The organism is Paenibacillus sp. J31P316 (assembly GCF_056269105.1).
Map to the genome: position 1 here is coordinate 67,846 of NZ_JBWDNI010000005.1, position 25,571 is coordinate 93,416.

Here is a 25,571-nt window from a genome sequence, read left to right on the forward strand (position 1 = left end):
GCCAGAACCGATTGGGCTTATTCACGATTATAGATTCGCTCACCTGTATCCGGGTTGTAGTAAACCCGCTGCTTTTCCCTCGTAACGGGATCAATGCTAACTTCCTCCGTGCGGATAAACCCCTCGGGGATAACAGCGGACTTTCTTCTCTTGTAGCGTTTGTCATAGTAAAGCACGGATATGATGATGATGACCAAGATGATAACGGCCTGAACGCCATAGTAGCCATAGACCCACTTCATTCGCTGTCTTTTACAACCACGACGGCAGTGCCGTAGGCGACGATTTCCCCCATCGACTTGCCGATTTCCCCGGAATCGAAGCGGACCATCACGATGGCGTTCGCACCCATGGCCTGCGCGTTTTGTACCAAGCGGTCCATCGATTCTTTGCGGAGATCTTCGAGCAGCGAGGTGAATTGCTTGATTTCGCCCCCCACCAACCCTTTGAATGCCGCTTTGATATCAGCGCCCAACCCGCGGCTCCTAACGATCAGTCCGAAGCACAGCCCTTTGACTTCTTTGACTGTATAGCCCGGAATGGATTCGGTCGTAACGACGATCATCTGCATACGCTCCCTTATTTTCTACTATGCGCCCAGTTTGGAGGCAGTTGATAATCCTTGATGTGCTTGTAGCTTTCCATGACTGCCTTGTCTGTATTGTCATGTGGTTAATTTATCCATGAGGATCAGATGTTAATCATAGACTTTATGTAGCCAGTTTGTCATCTCATCTCCAGCCACAATACGCTATAATAAGAGCAAAGATCCAAAGAACTTATTGAATGAGGAGAACCAAATGAAGCCTAACGATTTTGTACCGATTATACTCGGCAGCGACGAGAACGCCTATGGCAACGTCAGAATTATCCATGAAACTTACGGAATCAAGCCGCTTCTGCTCTGCACGCGACTGTTGATTCCAACGATGCATAGCAGCCTGTTCGATCTCATCCAAATCGACCGCTTCGACCAAGAAGACGTCTTCCCCGGCGCGTTGTTGTCCATCCTGGAGAAACACGCTTCCCCGAACAAGAAGCTGATCGTCATTCCTTGCTCGGATTACTATGCCGGCATGTTGTCGCGCCACTACGGCAAATTCAAAGGATTGATCGACAATCATTTCCTGTCCGCTACGCTGCTGGAAACGCTCGATACGAAGGACAAGTTCTACGAACTGTGCGAACGGTACGGGCTGGACTATCCGAAAACGGTCGTTTGCGAGCCGCACGAGCGCGAAAGCGCCTTGGAACGCATGGATTTTCAATTTCCGATCGTCGTGAAGCCCGAGAACAGCAACGCCTACGAATACCTGCATTGCCACTTCGAGGGCAAGAAGAAAGTGTTCTTCTTTAACAAACGAGAAGACTATATCGCGATGGTCCGCAGCATGAATACGTCCGACTATAACGGCAAATTGATCATCCAAGAGTTCATACCCGGCGGCGACAGCGCCATGCGCGTCATCAACAGCTACTCCGATAATCGCGGCAACGTGAAAATGATGTGTCTCGGCCAGCCCGTGCTCGAAGAGTACGCACCGAAGACGCTCGGCAACTACGCCGCCATCATTAGCCGCTCCGATATGGACATTTATGACAAGATTAAGGCGTTCCTGGAGGAAATCGGTTACGTCGGATTTTCCAACATCGACATGAAGTTCGACAGCAGAACGGGCAAATACATGATGTTCGAAATCAACCCGCGATTGGGCAGAAGCAGCTTGTTCGTTCGGGCAGCAGGCTTGAACATGATCGCGGCGCTCATCGATCAAGTCGTTTACGGCAAGAACGCCGACTGCGTATACGGCCACGCTACCGCACTATGGACGAATGTGCCGCGAATGGTTTTGAAACGCTACGTCACCGATCCGGCTTTGTCGGCCGAGATCAACCAGCTGTACGGTCAGAAGAAAGTCGTCCGCTCGCTCTATTACGGCAAGGACCTGAACGTCAAACGGCTCATCAAAATTTCGCGGTATTTCTTCGGGCACGTCAACAATTATCGGCGCTATTATTTCGATAAGGGACAAGCCTCGTTCGAGGAGCTGAATGGATTGGACGGCTAAGAGGAGCTAAACCTATGTCAGAAATAAAACCGTGTCAAGCATGCGGGGGAACATCGTTCGGTTTCGGTCAACTGACTGGACAAGCCTCGGTATTTCCATTGAATGCCATATTTGCCCGCGGTTCCTCAGCGATCTTAACAATCTGCACGGACTGCGGAGAGGTGCAATCCATTCGGGTTGAAAACCCGGAAAAGTTTAAGAAGCCATAACACGTACCGTCACGTACAAAGGGGACGACCTTCAGCGGTCGTCCCCTTTTTTGCTTCAGCCGTTCGCTTATTCCACTTACAACGATACGCCCAAGAACCCGCGCGTGAACTGGAAATCCACATTCCCCTGCTGGAAGAGCCGCGGCGTGTAGCGATGCTCGATGGTTTGCTTGCAGCGCTCGAGAATCTGCTGCGTCCACGCGTTCGGATCGCCTGTGAGCAGCAAATCCAAATCCTTGTCATCGTTGCGCGGCGCCGCCGACTCCGATGCCAGCTGCAGCATCGGAATGAACGGATGTACCTGCATAGGACGATTGCCGACCAGCGCGATCATGATCTCTACGCCCGTGGCGCCAAGGCCGGTAATTGTCTCTACCCAATGCTCGGTCGGCGTCTCCATGATGTGGAAGCCGTTGCTGCGAACGCGCTCGCCGTAGGCGATGGACGGCCGAACATCGGATTCGATGGATAGCGGTTTGGCGTAAGCGGCCGCGGACAACAGTCCGCTGTTCCGAGGCACGACGACCAAGCCGCCTGCGTCGACGATCATTTGGGTCAGTTTAGCCAGCTGCTCTCCCGCTTCGCCCGTGATCGCTCCATCGCTCAGGATGCCGATTCGCAGTCCTTCCAAACCGACCGTCTCGTTCTCGGCTCCGCTCGCTGCAGCCAATCGATCGGCGAACCAATCCTCTACCTTCTGCGTCACCTTCGTAATTCCGCCGTCCAGCTGAATGCTGGCAAAACCAAGCCTGCTCGCGTCAACGCCCATCTCTTCCATCTCATGGCGCATGAAATCGTTATGGGTTTTCTCGCAGCCATGCTCGAGCAGCAGGCAATGCCGCACCATCGGATGGCTCGCATAGCCGATCATCGTTCGCGCATACAGCTCTTCCGCTTGGCCCCCTGAATTGCCGCACCCTTCCGTATGAGCCAAAGCCACGAAGCGCGAGACCTCGGGCTGGCCGGCACCTTGCTTATTGAGCCGCTGCGTAATCATATTGGCTACCTGTCCGGCGCACAGACTGGTCGGCAGGATGAGACCGATGCTGTCGCTGGACCGGCCGTCTTGATGACGGTTAAAGGTGAATTCGATTGGTCTTTCCACCGCTCCCGCATCCGCCGGGATGGCGATCGGCTCTCCCGTCGGCACAGGGGGATGGAGCAAGCTCTCCAGCTGGCTGGCATCATTTTGCTGCCAATTGCGCCAGATTTGCACCTGGGCATGACCCGCTTTCTCGCCGACGCTGCGCTGACCGGAGGCAATTTGGAGGGTCAGGTCGAACACCTCTTGGCCGAGCTCCTCCATAGTCGTTCCTTCCAGATACTGCCCGGCGTTGACATCCATGTCATTGGACAGCAACTGGAAGCGAGTCGTCGTGGTGACGACCTTAACCGTTGGCACATACGGGAAATTGGTGATCGAGCCGTTACCCGTCGTGAAGAAAATCAGGTTGCAGCCCGCTGCCACCTGTCCGGCGATGCTCTCAAGGTCGTTGCCGGGGCTATCCATGAAATAGAAGCCGCCATCCTTCATGAGCTCCCCGTATTCCGTCGCATAATCGAGGCGAGTGACCGGATCTTTCTTGCGTGCCGCGCCGATGGATTTGAGATAAATGTTATAAAGACCGCGATATTTGTTGCCGCCGGATGGATTTCCTTCCGCGCTCGACCCATGCCAAGACGTGCGCTCCCTGAAACGGTCCACCAGCTCCAGGAACTTGCGGGCGGTTTCCACGTTACGTACCTTCGATAGGACATAAGGCTCCGCGCCGATCAATTCATCCGTCTCTGCCAGGCTGGCAGCGCCGCCGTACCGTACCAATTCTTCCGAAATCCAGCCCAGCAGCGGATTCGCCGATATGCCGGAGAAGGCATCCGAGCCGCCGCACTGCAGTCCGATCTTCAGATGGCTGATGGATTCGCTCGTCCGCTGCATCGCATTGACCGCGGGCAGCCATTCGCGTACGATCGCTTCGCCCTGAGCCAGATTCGCTTCAAACCCGCCTTGCAGCGATACGAATTTGTGCAGCACGTCATGGATGGGATAATTATGTTCGCTCAGATAGGACTCCACCATCGAATTGGTTACGGGTTCATTGCCATAATCCACGACCAAGACCGCGCCGACGTTCGGATTCACCATAAATCCGGCGAGCGTCCGCAGCAGCAGATCCAGGTTATTCGGCTTCTCTGTACCGCCTTCCGTATGCGCAGCAGGGACGATGCCATCGATATGGGGATAGTTCTTCAAATCCGCTTGCAGACGACCTGCGAGCTGCTTCACGTAACTGCCCGTACGCGAGGTGGTGCCGAGCAGAACCACGTGGTTACGAGTACCGACGCCTCGTTCTTCACAGCGGCGATAGCCCATGAACGTACGCGTATCCGTGTACGCCGGAGCTGCCGGGGCAGGCTGAAAGTTAGCCTCGTCCAGCACATACGGAGGCACGTGATCTTCAAAGTTCGGCTCCGCCGGAAGAGCGAATTTCAGCTGACGTACGCTAAGCTCGTGCAATACCGAGTCGTTGACCACATAATGGCCGGGCGGGATCGCTTGAATCGCCGCACCGAAAGGCATTTCCCAAGAGAGCAGGTCTTCGCCGGGCGCAATCTCCTTCACCGCAAACCGATGGCCCTCCATAACCGTATAATCCAAGGTCAACGTTTGGCCTTCATAGTGAATGACAGTGCCGGCGTCCAGTTGGCGAGTCGCAACGGCACAGTTGTCCCCGGGCAAGGGAAGTCTGGCAGCTTCGTCAAATTGGTAAACTGCGTTCATAGATTTCACGCTCCTATATAATGCTGTCTGATAAATCAATCATGATTTGGTTTACTATAGTAAACGCTTTCAGATTGTTGCTATAGAAGCAGAGCCGTAATCGAGCTCCGTCTATATCAGATTATATACTATGTCATATGCAACGATATACAGATGACGCCACTATTTTCCTAGAGACGAGCTGCCAATCGTTCAACGTGCATTCAGGCTGACGCTGACGCTTAACGGTTGTCAGCGTTGCTATTCCTCAAAAAATACGGCTACATAAAAGCTAACGGTTCTAGCAGACGTTATTAGGCGTTTAGAGACCGGATTTTGGCAGGAAAATCTCGCAATAAGCCTCCTGGCAACCATTAGCGATTTAATAGGGGCATTTAGAGCCGATTAGCCCTCCGTGCAATCGTTAGCGCTCGCAAGGTAATCCGAAGCGATGTTTGTCTGCTGAGAGGTTCGATCGTGTGCGGCTATAGGTTGTTACTCCATGTTGGCACTTTGTACTCGCGGAATTGAGCGAGAAGAAAGAATAGGCGCCGAATTCTCGCGACAAGAACGAAGGCCATGCCGGAATTCCGGCATGGCCTTCTTGTTCTCTAAGCTACCTCTGGTACTGACTTACATCAATGCGCTTCCTGCACGCGCGAACGATCGCGCTTCTGAAGCAAATACCCGACGCCGATGACGAGCAGTCCGCAGACGAACGGGAAGGCGCTGTCCGCCCAGTCCGCCACCTTGCCGATCGCCTTCGCAAGCGTCTCGTTCTCCTCCAGCATCTCGCCGGCGGTGTAACCGAGAATGCCCGCGCCGAGAAAGACGAAGATCGGGAACTTATGCAGCACGGCCATGATCAACTGGCTGCCCCATACGATAATCGGAATGCTGAGCGCGACGCCGACGGCCATGATCCAAATCCGGTTCTCCGCAATCGACGCAATGGCAAGCACATTATCGAGGCTCATGATGAAGTCGGCCACGACGATCGTGCGGATGGCTTTCCACAACGACTGCGCGCCTTCTATGTCCTTGCTCTCCCCGTCGTCCTTCAGCAGCGATACGGCGACCCAGAACAGCATCAGCGCGCCCGCGATCTGAATGAACGGCACCTTGAGCAAATATACGGCAACCACCGTCAGCACGATCCGCAGACCGACCGCGGCCATCGCGCCCCACCACACCGCTTTCTGACGATGTTCTTTCGGCAGATTGCGGCTGGCCAGCGCGATAACGACGGCGTTATCGCCGCTCAAAACGAGGTTGACGAGCAAAATTTCCATAATCAGTAGAAATAGTTCCATTCTCTAACTCCTTACCGAAGCCTGAATTCGACAGCAGTTTATTATCGCACAGTTCAATCCGGGTTGTCTATTTCAGCCTGCTTCGATGGCGGCGTTCCCGCTAAGCGGGCTTCCGGTCACTTCGGCTCGGCCCTGCGAATGTCGATACAGCTCCTCGTAATAGCCGCCCCGCTGGAGCAGCTCGCGATGCGTGCCTTCTTCGATGATTTCGCCTTGGCGCATCACGATAATCCGGTCCGCGCCCATGATCGTGGACAAGCGATGCGCGATGACCAGCGTCGTCCGTCCTTCGGAGACGACCGCCAGCGCCCGCTGGATGAGCTGCTCGGAATGGGAATCGAGATTCGCCGTCGCCTCGTCCAGGATCAGCACCTTCGGTTTGAACACGATGATCCGTGCAAAAGAAATCAGCTGCCGCTCGCCCGCGGACAAACCGCTTCCCCGCTCGGACAGCAGCGTATCGTAGCCTTCCTTCATGCCGGCGATGAGCGAATCCGCGCCGACGAGCCTGCAGGCTTCGAGGACTTCCTCCCGCGACACCGAATCGTCGAACAGCCGGACGTTGTCGATGATGCTGCCGGAATACAAGTACGGCTCCTGCTGGACGAGTCCGATCAGCCGGTGCAGCTTCTCCTGCGGCATGTCGCGGACGTCGATGCCGTCGATGGCGACGCTGCCTTCCTTCACGTCATAGAACCGGCAAAGGAGGCTGATGAGCGAGCTCTTGCCCGCGCCTGTCGTCCCGACGATGCCGATCATCTCGCCCGGCCGCACATGCAGGTCAAGGTGATGAATGACCGGCTGCCCATCCGTATACGCGAATTTTACCCCATTGAAGTCGATTTGACCCTTCACGCCCGATAATTCCACCGCCGCTTGCGGTTTGTCCTGCACGTCCGGCACCGTGTCGAAGATCGACCAGATCCGGTTCATCGACACCGATGCGGACAAGAGCGTGTTCCACTGCTGCGTGATCGTGTTGATCGGTTGGAAGAACTGCCGAATGTACGTAATGAACGCGAACAGGACGCCGAACGGCACGGAATGGCCCAGCACCGCATTGCCGCCGAGCCAGGTCACGAACGCTACCGACAGGTTGCCGAGCATGTCGAACGACCGGTTGAACAGGACGTTGGTGCGAATCTCCCGCAGGTTGGAACGGAAGTACGTCTGGTTGCGCTCGGAGAACTGCTTTTGCTGTTCCTTCTCTTGGTGGAACACTTGGATGATGTGCATGCCGGCGAGATTTTCCGCCACGAATGCCACGAGACGGGACAGATTCGTCCGCGTCATTTGGTACGTCTTGCGCATGTACGAGCGGAACGCGATGGCGTTCAGCACGATAATCGGCAGCAGGATCAGACAGTACAGCGTCATTCGGACGTCGAGCTGGAACATCAGCACGATGATGAAGACGAGCGTCAGGCCGTCCCGGAACACGCTCAGCAGCACCTGGCTGAAGAATTGATTGATCGTCTCCGTATCGCTCGATACATGCGTAATCAAGCTGCCGCCCGGCATCCGGTCGAAATAGGACATCGACTGCTTCGTAATATGGCGGAACAGATGCTTCCGAATGGAAGCGACGATGCTTTGGCCCGCATGCTGGAGCAGATTGTTCTGTAAGTACGTGAATATGAAGCCTGCCACGGACAGCAGGAGATAGATGCCGACGATAAGGAAGAGCGTATTGGGATTCTTGTCGCCCTTCGTGAGATGGTCGTCGATCGCGATCTTGACGAGATACGGCTGCAGTAAATCCGCCGCGATGGCAATAATGATACAGCCGAATACGCCCAGGAACGTCCACCGATGCGGCTTCGAGTAGTTGTACAGCCCCTTGTAGGCGGAGCGGTTATTGAATTTCTTCGGCGTCCCGGCGTCGGCACTTCCGGCCGGTTGTCCGGTCTCCATCGGTTTCGCTTTAGCCAACGCTGCTCCCCTCCTCCTGTATCGCGTGCAGCATCGCATAGATGCCGTTCTTCTGCGCAAGCAGCGATTCATGCGTGCCGCGCTGCACGATGCGTCCTTCATCCATGACGATGATCTCGTCGGCATGCTTCATCGCGCTGATCCGGTGGGCGATCAGAATCGTCGTCTTGTCTTTGCGTTCCTTCCGGATCGTGTCGATAATGGCCGTCTCCGTGACCGCGTCGACCGCGCTGACGCTGTCGTCCAGAATAAGGATCGGCGCGTTCATCAGCATCCCGCGCGCCAGCGCCGTCCGCTGCCGCTGTCCGCCGGAGAGCGTGACGCCGCGTTCGCCCAGCTTCGTCTCGAATCCGTCCGGGAAGCTCTTGATACTGTCGTGAATCTTGGCCTGCTCCGCGGCCTTCTCGACGAGCGACAGCTCGGAGCTGCGGCGGAAGAAGGCGATATTATCGCGGATCGTCGTGCTGAACAGGAATCCGTCCTGCGGCACGTAGGCAATGCCGCCCCGCAGGCTCTCCAGCGTCAGCTGGTCGAGCGGCGTTCCGCCGATATCGATCGCGCCGGCAGGCGGGTCGAAGACGCGCAGCAGCAGCTTGACGAGCGTCGTTTTGCCGCTGCCCGTCTTGCCGATGATACCGAGCGTCTTGCCCGGCGTAAGCGTGAACGACACCCCTCGGAGCGCTTCCTTGGCTGCGCCGGGATAGGCGAATGACAGGTTCCGGACGGACAGCGGAGCATGCGACCAATCGACGTCGACCGCTTTGTCATGCTCCACGATTTCGGGCTGCTTGTTGAGGAGATCATTTACCCGCTCCAGCGAGGCCCGGGAACGCTGAATCGTATTGATGACGTTGCCGATAGCTTGCAGCGGGTTAACCATCATCCTTACATAAAGCGTCAGCGCGACGAAATTGCCAAGCGTGATTTGGTTCACGAGCGTGAGATAACCGCCGTAAGCCAGCGTGATGATCAGCGACATTGCGCCCAGGAAAGGTATGAGTGCCTGGAAGAACGAAGAGACGCGCACCAGCTTCAGCTGATTGTCCTTGATAACGTCGACCGTGGCGCCGAAGCGCTCGTTCATGATGTCCTCCACCGCGAATTTCTTCGTCACCCGGATGCCGCCGAACTGCTCCTCCGCTGCCTCAGTCATTTTGCCAAGCGACTCCTGAACGGCATGCGACCGGGCGCGGATGTTCGGGCCGAGCTTCACGACGATCCAGGGAATCAAGATGAGCGGCGAAATGCAGACGAGAATGAGGTACAGCGGAATGTCGCTGATGACCATCATGACGATGGCAGACACGATGAGCATGAGCGCGTTGGCCGTCTGGTTGACGCCCATCGAGATCGACTCGCGCACGGTCGTCACGTCGTTCATCACATAGCTGAGCAGTTTGCCGACCCCGTTCTTCGCGTAGAACTGCTCGCCGAGCTTCGTGAAATGCTTGAACAGCCGCTTGCGCGTGTATTTCTCGAACAGCCGCCCGACATACATGATATGAAATTGACCGATTCCGCCCAAAATGCCGTAGGCGAGGCCGATAATCAGCAGCGCCAGGCTGGCGTCTAGGACGGCCGCCTGCGTAAGGCCTTGCTGCTCCAGCTGGTCCGTGAATTGCCCGAGTACCTTCGGATAGTAAGATTGGAACAGATTCGCCGCGAGCGTGAAAGAAACCCCCGAGGCGTAGATATACCATTTGGATCGAATGAACGTAATGAGCAGTCCGCGTTGTCTAGCCATGTTGCAGCTCCTTTCCGATTGTTGGGATGAGGGTGTCTCGCCGACCCTTCCGGTCAGCGAATATGCACAACATATAGCTTTCGCTCAAGTCTAGCTGGCAATCGCAGCCATTTTGCACGTGCCCGCGGTTCGCTCTCGAAACGGCCGAAAAAGCCTCCTGCAATGCGGATGATTGCCGGAGGCGGAACGATGCGCCTCCAGCGCGCTCATCGGAGATTAAGCGGAGCCGCGGACGACGATATGAAGTTGGATGCCGGATGGATCGTGCACGATGATCGTTCCCCGATCCGTTCGAAGCGGTACGCTTGCCGCCTGCAGTTTTGCGAAGATTGCCATTTGGGCCTCTTCCGTAGGTACGACGATGTCGAAGCAATCAAGTCCCGGCGCGTCTTGCGGCACGAGCGTTGCTCCGACCCCCGCCCATACATTGAGCCCGATGTGGTGGTGATAACCGCCTGCCGAAATAAACATGGCGGAATCCGCCATGCGTGCGACCACGCCGAAGCCCAGCACGTCGACATAGAAATGCTCCGTCGTCGGCAGCTCGGTCACGTGCAGATGAATATGGCCCATCGTCGTGCCGGCGGGCAGTCCGTTCCAAGTCGCGTCTCCTGCCTCCGCCAACAAGCCGTCCCAGTCGATCGGATCCACGGCCATGCGGACATGACCGTTCGCGTCCCACTTCCACTCGCTGCGCGGACGATCCCGGTAGATCTCGATGCCGTTGTTGTCGGGATCCGAGAGATAGAGCGCTTCGCTGACGAGATGATCCGACTGTCCGATCTTAATCCCGCTCGCAATCAGATTGCGCAGTGCCAGCCCGAGCGATCGGCGGTCCGGAACGAGAATGGCGAAATGGTAAAGACCTGCTCCGGATCTGCGCGGACGAGGCTTCGCGCCTTGGATTTCCGTCAGTTTCAGCAAGGGCTGATTTGAACCCGGCACACCCAATTGCGCGGATTGCTCGTTGCGCGATAGCAGCCGGAGTCCAACGACCGTCTGATAGAACCCGATCGACTTTTCCAAATCGCTGACCCGCAGCTGAACGTTACCCACGACCGTACGTGCATCGATGTCATGCGACAAGATAAACACCCCCTTCTCTCCTAAGTAAAGCGACGCGTCAACGCGCGAAAGCACTGATCCAAGCCGATCATGGAAAGCCGCCGGATCAGGTCTGTCCGCAATATCGTTGCCGCCCGTAAACCCAATAGCTAGATCGTAACACATCGCGCGGCAGAACCCAATTTCGACGTAAGCGGTTACGGGGTCATTTTCACAGACGAATGGGTGGTATATAATACGGAGGACCCGCTAGCGCCCTCTTTCGATGAATTTGACCACCTTCCCAATAGATAGGAGTCCTTACATATGGATATTATTCATATTGACCTGCATTTAATCGATGAGGATACCGACCAGCCGCGTTACCAGTTCGACCAGGAGGCGCTCGAGGAGCTGATGAAGAGCATCGAGGAGCTCGGACTGCTCTCCCCCATCAAGGTGCGGACGGCGCCTGACGGCCGGTATAAAATCATCTACGGCAACCGCCGATACAAAGCGAGCAAAATGCTCAATAAGCCCACCATTCCGTGCATCGTCTCGACGGCTACGGACGAGATGGAGATCTATCTCGAGCAGATCGCGGAAAATCTGACGCGCGAGGGCTTCTCCCCGATCGAGGAGGCCGAGGCGTTCCATAAGCTGATGAACGAATCCAAGTTCAACAGCTCCCTGAAGTTTCTCGCGAGCAAGCTCGGCAAACCGGAAGCCTATATCAAGAACAAGTGCGAGCTGCTCAAATTCGGCAACGCCGTGCGGAAGCTCATCGTCAGCGGCACGCAGATCCGCAAGGACAAGCTGACCGAGGATCAGCTGCTGCCGATCAAGGATCTGCCGATCGAGCACCGCGATCCGCTCGCGCTCATCGTCGCGCGCGACGAGATGCCCGTCAGCGACGTGAAGAAGATCGCCAAGCTGTTCAAGGACAAGGAAATCTCGGACGGCACGAAGGACAAGCTGCTCTACAAGAACGGCTTCGAGCTGCTGCAAACTTGGTCGACCGTGCAGCAGAACAAGAAAGAGCGCGAGCGAGCCGCGGAGCTGAAAGCAGAGCAGGCCGAGCGCGCGGCGGAAGCGAAAGCCGAGAAGGCGAGGCTGGCCGCGGAGTCTGCTGCGGCTGGCGGCGGAGCTGACGCTGCCGGGAATGGTACGGCAGCGGGAAATGGCGCAGGGGCGGGAATGCCGGCCGCGATTGCCGGGGGCAGCACGATCGGCGCAGCCGGGGCCGCTGGGGTAGACGGCGGGCTGTTCGGCTCAGCTGTCGGCGGCGTTGGCAGTGCTGCCAGTGATGGCGCGACGGCCGGCGGCGTCATGGACCCGGTTGGCGCCGGAGCCCGTGCCGGTGCGGGCGGCACCGCGCAAGCCGAGGCAGCAGCCGCTGCGTTTGGCACGGCGGCCGCTGGAACGGCGGCGGGCTCGGAGCCGCTGGCTTCCAGTCTGCAGCAGCTGCTGGCGGCGCTCGCGGCCGTGCAGCCGCTGACGCCGGAAGCACTTTCCGCCTATGCAGCGGCACAGGCTCAGGGCACTGGCAGCGGCGGCTTCGCCGCTGGCGTGGAAGCCTTGATTTACGGCCTCGAGCAGCAGCTTGCGCAGTGGCGCGAAGTCAAAGCGTTGACCGAAGCCAAGTTGAACGCAACGACATGATGTGACGGGATTAGCGTGCAGTGCACTAGGTACACTACTTGCACTCAAATTCGAGCTTTCCGCCGAATGTAGTGCACTGGGTGCACTACATGTACCCGAATTCGAGTTTTCCGCCGGCCCAGCGCCGTTCACTCCCGACGAACGAATATGAACCGGAAATCCGCCAATGGATTTCCGGTTTTTTGGCTTTCGCTCTTTTTTATGGTTTACGGATCGGTGCTTTTCCATTACTCTTTAGTCTGATTTGCCTTAACTACTCCCCCTTCAACGGTGTTTCTTGCATTTGCGGTTTCTTCTGATTGGACGAATCAAAAATTTTCGATTTGAAAACGCTTTATAACTCATCCTTGGCTAACACTAGAAACGAAGGAAGTGAAGTCGATGTACCGTGTCATCATCGCGGAAGACGAAATGCTCGTGCGGCTGGGACTGCGCGGCTCCATCCGCTGGGAACGCTTCGGCATGGAGGTCATTGCCGACGTGCCGAACGGCCAGGAAGCGCTCGACGTGTACCGGCGCGAGAAGCCGGATGTCATTATCACCGATCTCCGCATGCCCGTCATGGACGGCATGGAGTTGATCCGGCGCGTGCGCGAGCATGATCCCGATACCAAAATCATCATCCTCTCCTGCGTCGAGGAGTTCGAAACCGTGCGCAAAGCGATGCATTACGGCGTACGCGAATATATTCTGAAGCTCACCATGACGCCGGACGAAATGGAGGAGGTGCTGGAGCGCGTGGCCAGCGAGCTGCAGCGCAGCACGAAGCAGCTTCCCGCCACGCCTTCGGTGAACCAAAATCTCGTCGTCGAGAAGCTGTTCAAGGACTACATGTTCCGGCAGCTCTATTCCGCCGCAGAGCTTACCGAGCTGCTGCAGCGGACCGACCGCCGCAAGCTGCAGGACCGCGGGCTGCTGGTGCTGGTCATGGAGATCGGCGGCTACGGCCGGCTGCGCGAACGGCTGCGGGACGAGCAAGGCGACCTCGCCAAGTTCACGCTGCTGAACGTGCTCGCCGAGGTCTTCGAACCGTTCGAGCGCGGCGAGCTGTTCCATGACGAGCGCAACCGGTTCATCGCCATTCTCAGCTTCAGCGATATCGTCAGCGAGCAGAAGCAGAATGCCATCGTGCTCGAGCTGACGCAGAAATGGCGGCATACGCTGCGTACGCTCTACGGCGTGCCGGTGTATTTCTCGGCCTCCGGCGTCAAGAACGGCTTCGCCGTGCTCCCTTCGCTCTACCGCAGCGCGATGAAAGGACTGAACGCGGTCTTCATCGACGGCGCCGATAAGCTGACCGCTTCCGCCTCGCAAGATTGCCGCGAGCTCGTCGTGATCGCCGAGAAGCTTCGGCCGCTCGAGGACAGCGGCGCCGCCTTCCCGAATCTGCCTTTCCGCGCGCAGATCCGCGCCAAGATCGACGCCTTCCTGCAGAACGCGGACAGCGAAAGCGATACAGGCGAGACGCCAGGCCGCAAGGAGCTCGTCCATTTCCTGCAGCAGCTCATGCAGCTGCCCGTTCATTTCTTCAAGCTGCGCAGCGACGGCGCGCTTAGCCGGGCGAGCCTACAGGTCCACGAGCAGCTGGAGTCGGCCGATACGCTGAGCGATGCGGTCGCGCTCTTCACCGCTTATGTGCTCGAGCTCGCTTCGCTCTACGAGACGCAGCGTACGTTTGCCAGCAAGGAAGTGACGGACGCGGTAAGCTTCATCGGCCGCAACTGCCAGCGCGACCTGTCGCTGAAGGAGATTGCCGATGGAGTCGGCATGAGTCCGAATTATTTCAGCACGCTCTTCGCAAAGGAGACCGGCCATGGCGTCGTCGACTATATCCATCTGCTGCGGATCGAGAAGGCCAAACGGCTGCTCGGCGAATCCCGCCTGAAATCGTACGAGGTGGCGGCGCAGGTCGGATTCACCGACCACAGCTACTTCAGCAAAGTATTCAAGAAGCTGACGGGCTTCAATCCGCGGGAATACCGCCGCCATTTGTCCGGCTCCGATGCAGTCGACGCCGCTGAACTAGGAGAGCCGCACCTCTCTTCCGCTGCGCTTCCAACTGAAACGGTCACTGCCGCTGCAACTACGACAGTCGATGCAGTCGCCGATGCCGATGCCAATGACGATGCCGCTAATCGCAAACGCAGCGACGCATCCGGCCCGCTCGGCAGCGGCACCGCAAGCCGATCAACCGACCCGAACGGAGAGGAGGACATGGGCGATGACGACGGACAACGCCGCCAATCCTAACAACGAGCAGCCGCTCAGGCCGCTCCGCCCGCAGCCGCGCCGGAAGATGCTGAAGCTTCGGACGCAGCTGCTGCTCATGTTCATTTTCACCATTCTCGTCACGATCGGGATCGGCTCCGCCTTCCTCTACTCCAGCATGCTGAGCATGATGAAGGAGCGATCCGAGGAGGCGACTGTAGCCAGCTTCCGGCAGGTCGACGACAGCTTGTATTCGTTCCGCAGCAGAATCGACAGCATCTCCAAGTCATTCCTCATGGGCGGGGATTACGCGCACTTCCTCGCCGGCGACGTTCAGACAGGTTCCCCGGAGCTTGACCTCATTCTCGCGATGCGGACCAAAATGTCCGAGCTGACGTACACCTACCCGTATATCGTCTCCATTTATTTATTCGCGGACGACGGGCGCGTCACGGGCATCAACGCCAACGATTACATTTACCGCAAGGACGCCGCCAAGCACCCCTTCTATACGTCCGAAGAGCGGTCGCTCGCCAAGTCCGAAGCGCCCAAGCTCGTCTGGACCGGCGGCAAGGCGGTCGCCGATTACGATCGCTCGTTCCGCTTCGACACCGACCCGTCCTTCGCCACCCCGCTCATTACCGCTTCAAGACGGATCGAGGCGGGCGGCGGAAGAGGCGGTACGCTTGTCATCAACATCGACGAAGCCGAGGTCTATGGCGCGTACCGGAATCTCTCCGCCAATCCGAGCAGCCGCGTCTTCATGCTGGACGAGAAAGGCCGGATCATCTCGGGCTCGCCCGGAGCCGAACTGCTTGGCAAGCCAAGCCCGGTCTACCCCCGGATGACCGGAACGACCGGCAGCTTCACGGATAACGGAACAGACGGCCAGAATCAGGTCATCTATTACCGAATCCCCGATACGAATTGGACGCTCTGCATGCAAATTCCGCTCACCGTATACACGTCCGATATCAATCGCATGCGCTCCACGATCGTCTATATCGCCCTCATCAGCTTGGCGATCGCGGCGGTCTCCACGTATTTCTGGACCAGACGCCTCACCAAGCCGTTCTATACGCTGATCAAAGGTATGCGCACCCTCGAGCAGGGCCGGCTCGGCGTCTCCATCCCGGAGCATCCCGGCAGCGAGATCGGCCTGTTGATTACGGAATTCAACAGCATGTCGCAAAGCATCCAGGAGCTGATGACGCAGCAGAAGCAGATCGAGCGGCAGAAGCGGAAAGCGGAGCTGCAGGTTTTGCAGTCGCATATCCAGCCGCATTTTCTGTTCAATACGCTCAATACGATCAAGTGGATGGCCATCGCCGTGAACGCGAAACCGATCATGGAGAGCATCACCGCGCTCGGCAGCCTGATTCGCCCGATTTTCAAAAAAACGTCCATCCTCATTCCGCTGCAGGAAGAACTGGAGTATCTGCGCCATTACATGACGATCATGAACAGCCGGTACGGCGAAGGCGCTTTGCTCCATGTCGACGTCGAGGACGAGCTGCGCGAAGCGCTTATTCCCAGACTGCTGCTGCAGCCGCTGATCGAGAACAGTCTCATTCACGGCTTGGAATCGCGGCAATACAGAGGCACGGTCACCATCAGCGGCCGCCTCGAGCAGGGCGAAGCGGTGCTTCGCGTCTCCGATAACGGCAACGGCATTCCGGCCGATCGCCTATCCGCATTGACGGAAGAGCTGCGAAATGCCGCCCCCGGCATCGAAGAAGAAGGACCGGACCGCGATGGCATCGGCCTGATGAACGTCCACCGGCGCGTACGGCTGCATTACGGGGAGCGCTACGGCCTTGTCCTTGAATCCGCCGAAGGCGAGGGAACGACGATCACGCTCCGGCTGCCCGTAGTCACGGAATCGTAATATCGTCCATCTTTTTGCCCGGGCGGTTCGGCTTCGGCTTCAAGTTCGAAAGATCCCCGCCTTTTCCGTTGAATTTTACATCTTTTCGCCGGCCGCCGTGCGTTACCATGAACCCATAGCAAACGACAACACATTTTGACCCAGGGGGCTAAGGGATGACAAAAACAAACCTATTCAAGAAATCGGCGGTCGCAGGCATGGTACTCGCGCTGTCGGGCAGCTTGATCGCATGCGGTTCCGAGAAGGAAGCCGCGAATAACGGCAACGCCGGCGGATCCGCCGCCGCCAAGATCACGCTCAAGGTCAGCTCGCAAATGAGCAGCGAAGACCGGATCAAAATGATGGACGAGACCATCAAGATCTACAACAAGACGCATCCCAACGTGGTCATCAAATACTCCGCGACAAGCCAGGATTACGACAAGAACCTCAAGCTCTCCTTCAGCTCCGGCGAAGGCGACGACATCGTCTACCTCGACGACATCAAGCAGCAAATGCTGCAGGAGAACGATTACCTGATGGACCTCACCGACGTCGTGAAGGAGAAAGGCTACATCGACAAACAAATACCTGGCGCGGTAGAGTTCAACAACATCCGTACGCCGGGCAAATATTACAGCGTCCCGTTCCTGATGGCGCCGGTCGTCGTGTACTACAACAAGGATATCTTCGCGAAGCTGAACCTGACGCCTCCGAAGACGGCGGATGAATTCCAGACGATCCTGGAGAAGACGAAAGCCGCCGGCTACACGCCGATGGAGAATGCGGGCCTGTCCAACTACCAGCTCATGTGGACGACTTACTCCCTGCTTTACGGCCAGGTCGACATGAAGGACGTCAACCAATTCTATTACCAGAAGGGCGCGACTCCGGCGTTCGAACAAGCGATGCTGGCTTCCCTGACCAAAGTGCAGGATTGGGTCGATAAAGGCTACTTCCGCAAAGACATGGCGTCCATCGACGGTTCCGCCCTGCTGCCGCTCTTCTCCAAAGGCGACTCGGCCATGATCGTCGACGGCGACTGGGATCTGCCTTCCTTCAACGACATGAAGTTCGGCGTCGGCGTCTTCCCGTTCCCGAAGGTCGATCCGAACCGGCCGAACACGATCGTCAACTCGACGGACGGCGCATGGGCGCTGAACGCGAAGCTGACGGGCGACAAGAAGCAGGCGGCGCTCGATTTCGTCGATCTCTTCATGGATCCGGAAGTGGTCAAGATCTGGAGCGAAGGCGGTCTGACGTCCTCCGTGAAGCATGACGAGACCGGCTACACGCTGACGCCGCTGAAGCAGGAGCTCAACAAGGAAGTCGCGGATACGCAAATCGGCTTCTACCTCGACAATGCGGTACCAGGCATCCTGGACGTCATCGGCAAGGAAACGCAGCGCATGATGCTGTCCGAGATCACGCCGGAACAGACGTGGACGAACATCAAGACCGAATACGACAAGCTTGTGAAGCAGGCTACGAAACAATAAGGCAGCAGCTAGGTGGTGAAACGCAATGAACCGTTCTTGGATAGCCAATATGCGAAGCAGCCTGACCGCTTACTTGTTCCTGCTTCCGGCCTTCGGCCTGTTCTTCCTCTTCGTCTGCTATCCCGTCGTGCAGACCTGCATCATTTCCTTGACGGACTGGGACGGCATCAGCCCCAAACATTTCGTCGGCCTGCAAAACTATCTTGACCTGTTCACGGTGGACGACCTGTTCTGGAAATCCCTCCGCAATACGCTGCTCTGGGCGGTCGCTTCGGCGACCATCCCGGTCGGCTTGGGACTTCTCCTGGCGAACCTGCTCGTACGTGGACGCATCCGCTTCGGACGCTGGTTCCAGATCATCTTCTTCATGCCGCAGGTCATCTCGATGGTCATCGCGGCGGTCATCTGGAAATGGATCTACGATCCGGTCTTCGGTCCTCTGAACGTGATCTTGAACAAAATCGGCCTCTCCAGCTGGGCGACCGGCTGGCTCGGCAATCCGCATATCGTCATGCTCGCTCTCTTCATCATTTATATCTGGATGTGCTACGGCTTCTGCGTGCTCATCTTCACGGCGGCGCTGCAGGGCGTCGACCCGCAAACGTACGATGCCGCCAAGATCGACGGCTGCGGCAGCTGGGGCCAGTTCCGCCACGTCTCCATCCCGGGGCTGCATCAATCCATTACAACCGTCATCACGCTCATGACCGTCTGGTCGTTCAGCATCTTCGACCTCGTCATGACGACGACCAAGGGCGGACCGGGCTACAGCTCGTATGTCATCTCGTATTACGTGTACAACCAAGGCTTCATGGTGAACCGGGTCGGATTCGGCGCCGCGGCGTCCATTATTCTGACGCTGATCGTGCTCGCGGCTTCGCGCACCATCATTTATTTCAGAGAAAAGGCAGCTGATTAACGATGACCACGACGACTTCAGAACTCGCGAAACGCATCTCCGTCTACGGGCTGCTTCTGATCGCCGCGCTGGCTACCATCGCGCCTTTCCTGCTCATTCTTAACACGTCGCTCCGCAGCTCCGCCGATATTATCGCGGACGGTCCCTTGGCGCTGCCGAGCGTCTTCCATTGGTCGAATTACGTGGACATCTGGAAGGTCGGCAACTTCCCGATCTACTTCCGCAACAGCGTTATCGTAACCTTAGCCGTCTCGTTCAGCGTCGTGCTCGTGTCCGTGCTGGCCTCTTACGCGTTCGCTTACATGAAGTTCAAAGGCAAGGAACTGCTCTTCCTGTTCATCGTGCTCGGACTCATTATTCCGGTTGAACTGATCATTATCCCGTTGTTTCATGATTTGAAATCCATGCACTTGCTGAATACGCTGCTTGGCATTATTTTGCCACAGATCGCGCTCGGCATGCCGTTCTCAGTGTTCCTGCTGCGCGGCTTCATGAAGGACGTGCCGCCTTCCCTGCTGGAATCCGCGCGCATCGACGGCTCGACGGAGTGGAAGAACATGATCCACATCATTCTGCCGCTCGTCATGCCTGCCGTCGTGGCCGTTACGATCTTCGCGGTCATGGGGTCGTGGAACAACTACATGTTCCCGACGATCTTCATCCAGGACGACGCGCTGCGCACGATGCCGGTCGGTCTCGATTATTTCCGCTCGAAGTTCACGATGGACTTCAGCATGGTCTCGACGTCCGCCATGATTTCGGCGCTGCCGACGATACTGGTGTACGTGTTGTTCCAGCGCCGCATCGAGAGCGGATTGACGCTCGGGGCGGTGAAAGGATAGGGCGGGAGGGCGCTGGCGCTGTTCAAAAGCGAGGGCAGCTGCGCTTCAGTGCCGCCAATGCCGACGAGCGCTCCCGTGGTGCTCCGCACCAAAGTCGCTCTCGTTCGGCATGACGGCAGCTTCCGCTTGGCCTCTCGCCAACCCCGTTTCGCGCTTCGCGCGTTTTGGGGAGGGACAATGGCGCTTCGCGCCGGGTTGGCGAGGCAGCTGCGCTGCTTGCCGTCAATGCCGGACGAGCGCTCCCGTGGTGCTTCGCACCAAAGTCGCTTTCGTTCGGCATGACGGCGGCTTCCGCTTGGCCCCTTCGCGCCTGAGTATTTCTCCAACCAAGCCGCGCTTCGCGCATGGCCCATTGCCCAACCTGAAACCCGCGAATCGCGTTTCATGTGAAACCTTATTGCATTTCGCAGAATTCTAACTTACTTGGAGGTTGACCTCATATGCATATCAAATTATCCGCAGAAGAATTGGCTACGCAAACGTTGAAACCCGAGACTCTGGAGCTTGCCGTCGAGCAAGTCGCCGTGAACGGCTATATCGTCTTCGACAGCGTTATTCCACAAGAGCAGATCGACGAGCTGAAAGGTAGCTTCGATCCTCTATTCGACGAATACATCGAGCGCCGCGGCTACAACACCGGCACGAACCGCGCCCAAATGCATTTGCCGTTCCAAGCGCCGTTCAACCACGAATCCATCGTGGCGAATCCGATCGCGCTGTCCGTCATCGAACGTCTGATCGGCAAGGACTGCAAATGCGTTTACTTCGCTTCCGACACGCCGATGCCGGGCTCCGATTACCAGAACGTGCATTGCGACAACATGCCGTTGTTCGAGGATCTGTCGGTCGCGCTGCCGGCTTACAGCCTTGTGTTCAATGTTCCGCTCGTCGATACGACGGACGAGAACGGGCCGCTGGAGATCTGGCCGGGCGGCACGCATCTGACGCCTGACCGCTCCAATCACGATACGCTGGACGGTTCCGTGAACAAGCACCTTCACATCGTCCGCGCCGCGGAAGGCATGCACTCCGAGCGCGTCTACATGAAAGCGGGCTCCATCGTCATCCGCGACATCCGCATGTGGCACCGCGGCACGCCTAATCGTTCGGATTCGCGCCGCACGAACATCGCGCTCATCTACAACCGCAGCTGGCTGGGCAGCTGCCACGAGATTTCGATTCCGCGCGACACGTACGACGGCATGTCCAAACGCGCGCAGCGCCTTTTCCGCAACGAACGCGTCGGAGAGCAGCCGAAAATGCCTTGGGAATGGTAAGCGGCTAGCCGATCGGATTTATTATGCCTCCTGTGTTGAACCGACACAGGAGGTTTGCTCGTTATGGCGAAGAAGATTATATGGAGAGAGGGTTATGGCGATGAGAATTGTTATTCTTGGCGGGACCGGCACGATCAGCACGAGCATCGTGAAGCTTTTGCTGCAGCAAGGACATGACGTTACATGTTATAATCGTGGACAAAACGGACGGGAGCTGCCGGACGGCGTACGCATCATCCGGGGCGACCGCAGCGAGCGCGAAACCTTCGAACAGGTCATGCAGCAGGAGCGTTTCGATGCCGCGATCGACATGATCAGCTTCAGCCGCGAGGATGCCGAGAGCAGCCTGCGCGCTTTCCGCGGGGTGAAGCATTTCGTGCAATGCTCCACCGTCTGCACGTACGGCATCGACTATGACTGGCTGCCCGTGACGGAAGACCACCCGCTCCGTCCGACGACCGGCTACGGCCGCGGCAAAGCTGAAGCGGATGCCGTCCTGATGGAGGCGTACTACCGGGAAGGCTTCCCGGTTACGATTCTGAAACCGTCGACGACGTACGGCCCGCAGAGCGGCATGCTCCGTCAAGTCGCGTGGGATTTCAGCTGGATCGACCGGATTCGGAAAGGCAAGCCCATTCTCGTCTGCGGAGACGGCAAGGCGCTGCATTCGTTCATGCATGCGGACGACGCGGCTCAAGCATTCGCCGGCGTTCTCGGCAAAGCGCGCTGCATCGGGCAGACGTACAACGTCGTAGGCCGCGGCTTTACGACGTGGGAGCAGTACCATAAGCTCGCCATGCGCGTGCTTGGCCGCGAGGTCGAGCTCGTCGGCGTCTCGCTCGAAACGTTGAAGTCGATCGACTCGGGCCGGTTCAGCATTTGCGACGAGATTTTCGCGCATAATGTCATCTACAGCTCCGCGAAATTGATGCGCGACGTACCTGAATTCGCGCCGGCGGTCTCGTTGGAAGACGGGATGCGGATGGTGTTCGACGCCATGGCTGCCGAAGACCGGATTCCGAATGCCGACGAAGCTGCGTGGGAAGACGAGATCATCGATGCGCAGCGTAACGCCTTTGCGAGGCTTGCGCGCGAATAAGCCCCTTTCCCGCACCGCTGCCGCGCTCCCCGGACGTAACGAGCGACGCATGGTTTCCGCCCATGCATCCATCCCGAGGATCGGAGTTGAACCACATTGATCGAAATCATAACGGTCGAGGACTTCAAGACGCACAAAAGCAAGGAAGGTTATTTTATCATCGCGGACACGACGGGGCGCAAGCTGCATTCCAACCGGTGCACTTTCGTCGATCTCAAGCATTTCAGCGAGAAGGTCGCGGATAACGCCAACAAGAACGGCAAATATTTGTTCACCGACGATTTCTTCGAGGCCCGGGAGTATCCGAAGGTCAAGAAATGCGAAGCGTGCAGAAGATTTCTGTAGCCGTTCTCTCACGGCCCTCTCTCGGTTTCCGGCGCGAGCTGCCGCTGTCCATAGCTGACCTGCTCGCTCCAGCAGAACAAGAAACGGAGGCCTTCCCGGGTAGTTCCCGCTCCAAGGCCTCCGTTTTGTTTTCGCTATACAAGCGCCGCAAGTTTGCTACAATAAATCTGTTGTGCTTCACTGTCTGTCTCGACAAGCAATCGACCATCTTATGGGAGCGTGATCGCTGAAATGAGTTACTTATCCCTGAGCACCTGGAGCCTGCACCGCAATCTTGGCCCGCTGCGCTGGACGCAGTGGGATGCGGATGCCAGCAAGCATATTTTCGCGGAGACCCCGCAGCCGGAGCTGATGAAGCTCGTCGACCTGCCGGCTTACATGGCCAAGGAAGGATTCGGCGCGCTGGAAATCGGCCATTTTCATTTCCCTTCCACGGATGACGAATATTTGGGCGAGCTGCGCGGCGCGTTCGAGCGCGTCGGCCTCTCGTTCGATACGATTTTGCTGGATTACGGCGATATTTCGAGCGCCGACGAGGTCCGCAGACAGGCCGACCTCGCCTATATCCGCGAGTGGATCGATATCGCGGCCAAAGCCGGCGCCAAGAACATCCGCGTCGTCGCCGGCGAAAGCGAACCGTCCGACAAGGCCGCCCTTGCCCGTTCCATCGAAGCGCTAAAGGAACTGCATGCTTACGGGCAGAGCAGCAACGTCCGCGTGATCACCGAGAACTTCAAGCCGCTTACGTCCATTTCGGACAATGTGCTCGCCATCGTCGAGGCGTTCGAGGGAAAACTGAACGTTGTCGACGACTTCGGCAACTTCAAAGGCGAGACCAAGTACGAGCAGCTTGCCGCGATTCTCCCTTACGCCGTGTCCATTCACGCCAAGGCGCAGTATGACGAGAACGGCTTGCCCGATACGGAAGAATACCTCCGCTGTCTCGCGCTGTTGAAAGAAGGCGGCTATGAGGGCGCGATCTCGCTCATCTACGACGGTCCCGGCGATATGTGGGAAGGCATCAACCGCGTCCGGCGCATCGTGGAGCCTTATTTGTAAGCATGGGCTGGCTGCGTGCCGAGCAAGATAGTTTCACATACAAAGAAGGCCAAGCAGCCGAGCTGCTGGCCTTCTTTGCTTCTTTGCTTCTTGCTTCTTTGCTTCTTGCTTCTTGCTTCTTGCTTCTTGCTTCTTGCTTCTTGCTTTTTGCTTCTTGCTTCTGTGCTGCTCTACGACAACAGCTTCACTTTATAATGAGCACCGGAATTTTCGCATGCTGGGCCACGTTATGGCTCACGCTGCCGAGCACGACCTCGCGAATCCTGCCAAGACCGCGGCTGCCCATAATGATCAGATCGTTGCCATGCTTATCGGCGTGCTCGAGTATCGTTCTGGCCGGATCGCCGTTCACCTTGAAATACTCCATGCGGATGTCCGGAGGAACCGCTGCCTTGACCTCATCGAACACTTTTTCGTTGTACTCCTTCTCCGACTTTTCGTCGACCACGAAATAAACTTGGCCGCTCCTGACGATTTCCTGGAACACATGCACGACTTCCAACTTGGACGGCTTCGATTCCTCCGATTGCCTGAAGAACTCGATCGCTTTATTCAATGCCTTCTTGGACAGATTAGATCCGTCGTAGGCAACCAAAATATTGGTAAACATGCTTCGCCAACCTCCTGTCATCCATGCTGTCGAACCCGCGTCAAACATAACCGCTCCGAATCTTGCGAGCGCGCTCGCGTACGTTTCAACGATAGGATTTCCACTTACAGAAATTTTACGCCCGTCATGTCCTCGCTTAGCGTCCACAACCGCCGGGCTATATCCGGATCGACCGCCCATTCCGTAACCCCGGGGCCAAAAGGATTCGAATCCGGCGTCACCAACGCGGCGATGTCCGCATCCTCGCAGTATACCCCGCCTAGACCTTCGAGCTGTTCGTTCGCCGCGCACCAGACGCTCGTCGCGGCGCCTTGCGCGATCGACTTGAACTCGCGGCTCTTGTCATGCGCGGTGCGGCGGCCCTGATCATCGAGCGCGCCCATCGCTCTCATCTCGTCGTCGGACAAGTGTCTGGACAGATCCGTAATGATCGTACCCGGATGAACCGCGAATGCCCGAACGCCATGCGCGAAGCCGATTCGGTCCAATTCGACCGCAAACAGCACGTTCGCCGTCTTGGACTGGCCGTAGGCCTGCCATTTCTCATACTCCCGATGCTCGTAATTCGGATCCGCCAAATCCACGCCGGATATACGAAGCGCTCGCGAGGACACGGCTACGACGCGCGCGCTTCCGGCCTGCTTAAGCGCGGGCCACAGCCTGGCCGTCAATTGAAAATGGCCCAAATGATTGACCGCGAAATGCGACTCGTAACCGCGGGCGTCCTTCGTCAGCGGAACGGCCATAATCCCGGCGCTGTTCACGAGCATGTCGAGCGGCCGGCCCGTTGCGAGGAACCGCTCCGCGAAAGCGTCGATCGATGCGGGATCCATCAGATCCATCGCCTCGAGCTCGACGCGCGGAATGTCCGCGAGGGCCGCCCGAGCCTTGTCCGGCGTACGCGCAGGCACGATTACCGTGGCGCCCGCTTCCGCCAGCGTGCGCGCTGTCTCAAGCCCCAGTCCCGAATAACCGCCGGTGACGATCGCGATTTTACCGCTCAGATCGCGGCCTCCCAGTGCTTCCGCAGCCGTCGTTTCACTCCCGAAGCCGGAACGAATCGGCTCTTGAGTTGTCTTTGTATAGGTAGTAGTCGTTTGCATGATTGCATCGCT

20 protein-coding genes are annotated in these 25,571 nt (G+C 57.5%); 11 read left to right on the forward strand and 9 right to left on the reverse strand.

What is annotated here, in order from left to right:
- Positions 1-17: 17 nt before the first annotated feature.
- Together AC0YNU_RS17910 and AC0YNU_RS17915 are read right to left on the reverse strand one after the other, a co-directional pair.
- Entirely contained in the window at positions 18-242 is a 225-nt protein-coding gene (locus AC0YNU_RS17910) for a hypothetical protein (protein WP_475759010.1), read from the reverse strand.
- The gene (locus tag AC0YNU_RS17915; RefSeq protein ID WP_475759012.1) at positions 239-565 is read right to left on the reverse strand and encodes a YbjQ family protein; all 327 of its coding nucleotides are present in this window, start codon (positions 563-565) and stop codon (positions 239-241) included. The genes AC0YNU_RS17910 and AC0YNU_RS17915 overlap by 4 nt, the downstream gene beginning before the upstream one ends.
- Before the next feature lie 235 nt (positions 566-800).
- On the opposite strand from AC0YNU_RS17915, the gene AC0YNU_RS17920 reads away from it, so the two are divergent.
- The gene (locus AC0YNU_RS17920; RefSeq protein ID WP_475759015.1) at positions 801-2,069 is read left to right on the forward strand and encodes a carboxylate--amine ligase; all 1,269 of its coding nucleotides are present in this window, start codon (positions 801-803) and stop codon (positions 2,067-2,069) included.
- A gap of 285 nt (positions 2,070-2,354) precedes the next feature.
- On the opposite strand, the gene AC0YNU_RS17925 is transcribed toward AC0YNU_RS17920, so the two are convergent.
- The 5 genes from AC0YNU_RS17925 to AC0YNU_RS17945 form a co-directional block, all read right to left on the reverse strand.
- A complete protein-coding gene (locus tag AC0YNU_RS17925) occupies positions 2,355-5,057 on the reverse strand; it encodes a UxaA family hydrolase (protein WP_475759019.1) in 2,703 nt (900 codons plus the stop codon).
- Positions 5,058-5,674: 617 nt separating this feature from the next.
- On the reverse strand, positions 5,675-6,349 hold the full coding sequence (locus AC0YNU_RS17930; protein ID WP_475759021.1) for a TerC family protein: 675 nt from the start codon (positions 6,347-6,349) through the stop codon (positions 5,675-5,677).
- Between the two features lie 72 nt (positions 6,350-6,421).
- Positions 6,422-8,263: an ABC transporter ATP-binding protein gene (locus tag AC0YNU_RS17935; RefSeq protein ID WP_475759552.1), complete on the reverse strand. Its 1,842-nt coding sequence runs from the start codon at positions 8,261-8,263 to the stop codon at positions 6,422-6,424.
- A 10-nt stretch (positions 8,264-8,273) separates the two neighbouring features.
- A complete protein-coding gene (locus AC0YNU_RS17940) occupies positions 8,274-10,025 on the reverse strand; it encodes an ABC transporter ATP-binding protein (RefSeq protein ID WP_475759023.1) in 1,752 nt (583 codons plus the stop codon).
- A gap of 216 nt (positions 10,026-10,241) precedes the next feature.
- Positions 10,242-11,120 carry a VOC family protein gene (locus AC0YNU_RS17945; RefSeq protein ID WP_475759025.1) on the reverse strand — a complete coding sequence of 293 codons (879 nt, stop codon included), beginning with the start codon at positions 11,118-11,120 and terminating at the stop codon, positions 10,242-10,244.
- 276 nt (positions 11,121-11,396) lie between these two features.
- Here AC0YNU_RS17945 and AC0YNU_RS17950 point away from each other — a divergent pair, with 276 nt between their 5' ends.
- The 10 genes from AC0YNU_RS17950 (at position 11,397) to AC0YNU_RS17995 (ending at position 23,846) form a co-directional block, all read left to right on the forward strand.
- On the forward strand, positions 11,397-12,731 hold the full coding sequence (locus tag AC0YNU_RS17950; protein ID WP_475759027.1) for a ParB/RepB/Spo0J family partition protein: 1,335 nt from the start codon (positions 11,397-11,399) through the stop codon (positions 12,729-12,731).
- Positions 12,732-13,112: 381 nt separating this feature from the next.
- A complete protein-coding gene (locus tag AC0YNU_RS17955; RefSeq protein ID WP_475759030.1) occupies positions 13,113-14,981 on the forward strand; it encodes a response regulator in 1,869 nt (622 codons plus the stop codon).
- Entirely contained in the window at positions 14,953-16,827 is a 1,875-nt protein-coding gene (locus tag AC0YNU_RS17960; protein ID WP_475759032.1) for a cache domain-containing sensor histidine kinase, read from the forward strand. The genes AC0YNU_RS17955 and AC0YNU_RS17960 overlap by 29 nt, the downstream gene beginning before the upstream one ends.
- 155 nt (positions 16,828-16,982) lie before the next feature.
- Positions 16,983-18,305 carry an ABC transporter substrate-binding protein gene (locus tag AC0YNU_RS17965; RefSeq protein ID WP_475759034.1) on the forward strand — a complete coding sequence of 441 codons (1,323 nt, stop codon included), beginning with the start codon at positions 16,983-16,985 and terminating at the stop codon, positions 18,303-18,305.
- Positions 18,306-18,330: 25 nt separating this feature from the next.
- Positions 18,331-19,224 (forward strand): carbohydrate ABC transporter permease, encoded by an 894-nt coding sequence (locus tag AC0YNU_RS17970; RefSeq protein ID WP_475759036.1) that lies wholly within the window; start codon positions 18,331-18,333, stop codon positions 19,222-19,224.
- A gap of 2 nt (positions 19,225-19,226) precedes the next feature.
- Entirely contained in the window at positions 19,227-20,066 is an 840-nt protein-coding gene (locus AC0YNU_RS17975; protein WP_475759039.1) for a carbohydrate ABC transporter permease, read from the forward strand.
- 440 nt (positions 20,067-20,506) lie between these two features.
- Entirely contained in the window at positions 20,507-21,343 is an 837-nt protein-coding gene (locus tag AC0YNU_RS17980; RefSeq protein WP_475759041.1) for a phytanoyl-CoA dioxygenase family protein, read from the forward strand.
- Positions 21,344-21,437: 94 nt separating this feature from the next.
- On the forward strand, positions 21,438-22,442 hold the full coding sequence (locus tag AC0YNU_RS17985; protein WP_475759043.1) for an NAD-dependent epimerase/dehydratase family protein: 1,005 nt from the start codon (positions 21,438-21,440) through the stop codon (positions 22,440-22,442).
- A gap of 96 nt (positions 22,443-22,538) precedes the next feature.
- Positions 22,539-22,787, forward strand: coding sequence for a hypothetical protein (locus tag AC0YNU_RS17990; protein WP_475759044.1), 249 nt, complete (start codon positions 22,539-22,541; stop codon positions 22,785-22,787).
- Positions 22,788-23,018: 231 nt separating this feature from the next.
- Positions 23,019-23,846, forward strand: coding sequence for a sugar phosphate isomerase/epimerase family protein (locus AC0YNU_RS17995; RefSeq protein ID WP_475759045.1), 828 nt, complete (start codon positions 23,019-23,021; stop codon positions 23,844-23,846).
- 184 nt (positions 23,847-24,030) lie between these two features.
- On the opposite strand, the gene AC0YNU_RS18000 is transcribed toward AC0YNU_RS17995, so the two are convergent.
- Together AC0YNU_RS18000 and AC0YNU_RS18005 are read right to left on the reverse strand one after the other, a co-directional pair.
- Positions 24,031-24,456 carry a universal stress protein gene (locus tag AC0YNU_RS18000; protein WP_475759047.1) on the reverse strand — a complete coding sequence of 142 codons (426 nt, stop codon included), beginning with the start codon at positions 24,454-24,456 and terminating at the stop codon, positions 24,031-24,033.
- Between the two features lie 104 nt (positions 24,457-24,560).
- The gene (locus tag AC0YNU_RS18005; protein ID WP_475759049.1) at positions 24,561-25,559 is read right to left on the reverse strand and encodes an oxidoreductase; all 999 of its coding nucleotides are present in this window, start codon (positions 25,557-25,559) and stop codon (positions 24,561-24,563) included.
- Positions 25,560-25,571 lie beyond the last annotated feature (12 nt).

Coding starts and splice junctions, on each gene's coding strand:
- AC0YNU_RS17910 (WP_475759010.1), bottom strand. CDS start 242: ATGAAGTGGGTCTATGGCTACTATGGCGTTCAGGCCGTTATCATCTTG.
- AC0YNU_RS17915 (WP_475759012.1), bottom strand. CDS start 565: ATGATCGTCGTTACGACCGAATCCATTCCGGGCTATACAGTCAAAGAA.
- AC0YNU_RS17920 (WP_475759015.1), top strand. CDS start 801: ATGAAGCCTAACGATTTTGTACCGATTATACTCGGCAGCGACGAGAAC.
- AC0YNU_RS17925 (WP_475759019.1), bottom strand. CDS start 5,057: ATGAACGCAGTTTACCAATTTGACGAAGCTGCCAGACTTCCCTTGCCC.
- AC0YNU_RS17930 (WP_475759021.1), bottom strand. CDS start 6,349: ATGGAACTATTTCTACTGATTATGGAAATTTTGCTCGTCAACCTCGTT.
- AC0YNU_RS17935 (WP_475759552.1), bottom strand. CDS start 8,263: ATGGAGACCGGACAACCGGCCGGAAGTGCCGACGCCGGGACGCCGAAG.
- AC0YNU_RS17940 (WP_475759023.1), bottom strand. CDS start 10,025: ATGGCTAGACAACGCGGACTGCTCATTACGTTCATTCGATCCAAATGG.
- AC0YNU_RS17950 (WP_475759027.1), top strand. CDS start 11,397: ATGGATATTATTCATATTGACCTGCATTTAATCGATGAGGATACCGAC.
- AC0YNU_RS17955 (WP_475759030.1), top strand. CDS start 13,113: ATGTACCGTGTCATCATCGCGGAAGACGAAATGCTCGTGCGGCTGGGA.
- AC0YNU_RS17960 (WP_475759032.1), top strand. CDS start 14,953: ATGACGACGGACAACGCCGCCAATCCTAACAACGAGCAGCCGCTCAGG.
- AC0YNU_RS17965 (WP_475759034.1), top strand. CDS start 16,983: ATGACAAAAACAAACCTATTCAAGAAATCGGCGGTCGCAGGCATGGTA.
- AC0YNU_RS17970 (WP_475759036.1), top strand. CDS start 18,331: ATGAACCGTTCTTGGATAGCCAATATGCGAAGCAGCCTGACCGCTTAC.
- AC0YNU_RS17975 (WP_475759039.1), top strand. CDS start 19,227: ATGACCACGACGACTTCAGAACTCGCGAAACGCATCTCCGTCTACGGG.
- AC0YNU_RS17980 (WP_475759041.1), top strand. CDS start 20,507: ATGCATATCAAATTATCCGCAGAAGAATTGGCTACGCAAACGTTGAAA.
- AC0YNU_RS17985 (WP_475759043.1), top strand. CDS start 21,438: ATGGCGATGAGAATTGTTATTCTTGGCGGGACCGGCACGATCAGCACG.
- AC0YNU_RS17995 (WP_475759045.1), top strand. CDS start 23,019: ATGAGTTACTTATCCCTGAGCACCTGGAGCCTGCACCGCAATCTTGGC.
- AC0YNU_RS18000 (WP_475759047.1), bottom strand. CDS start 24,456: ATGTTTACCAATATTTTGGTTGCCTACGACGGATCTAATCTGTCCAAG.
- AC0YNU_RS18005 (WP_475759049.1), bottom strand. CDS start 25,559: ATGCAAACGACTACTACCTATACAAAGACAACTCAAGAGCCGATTCGT.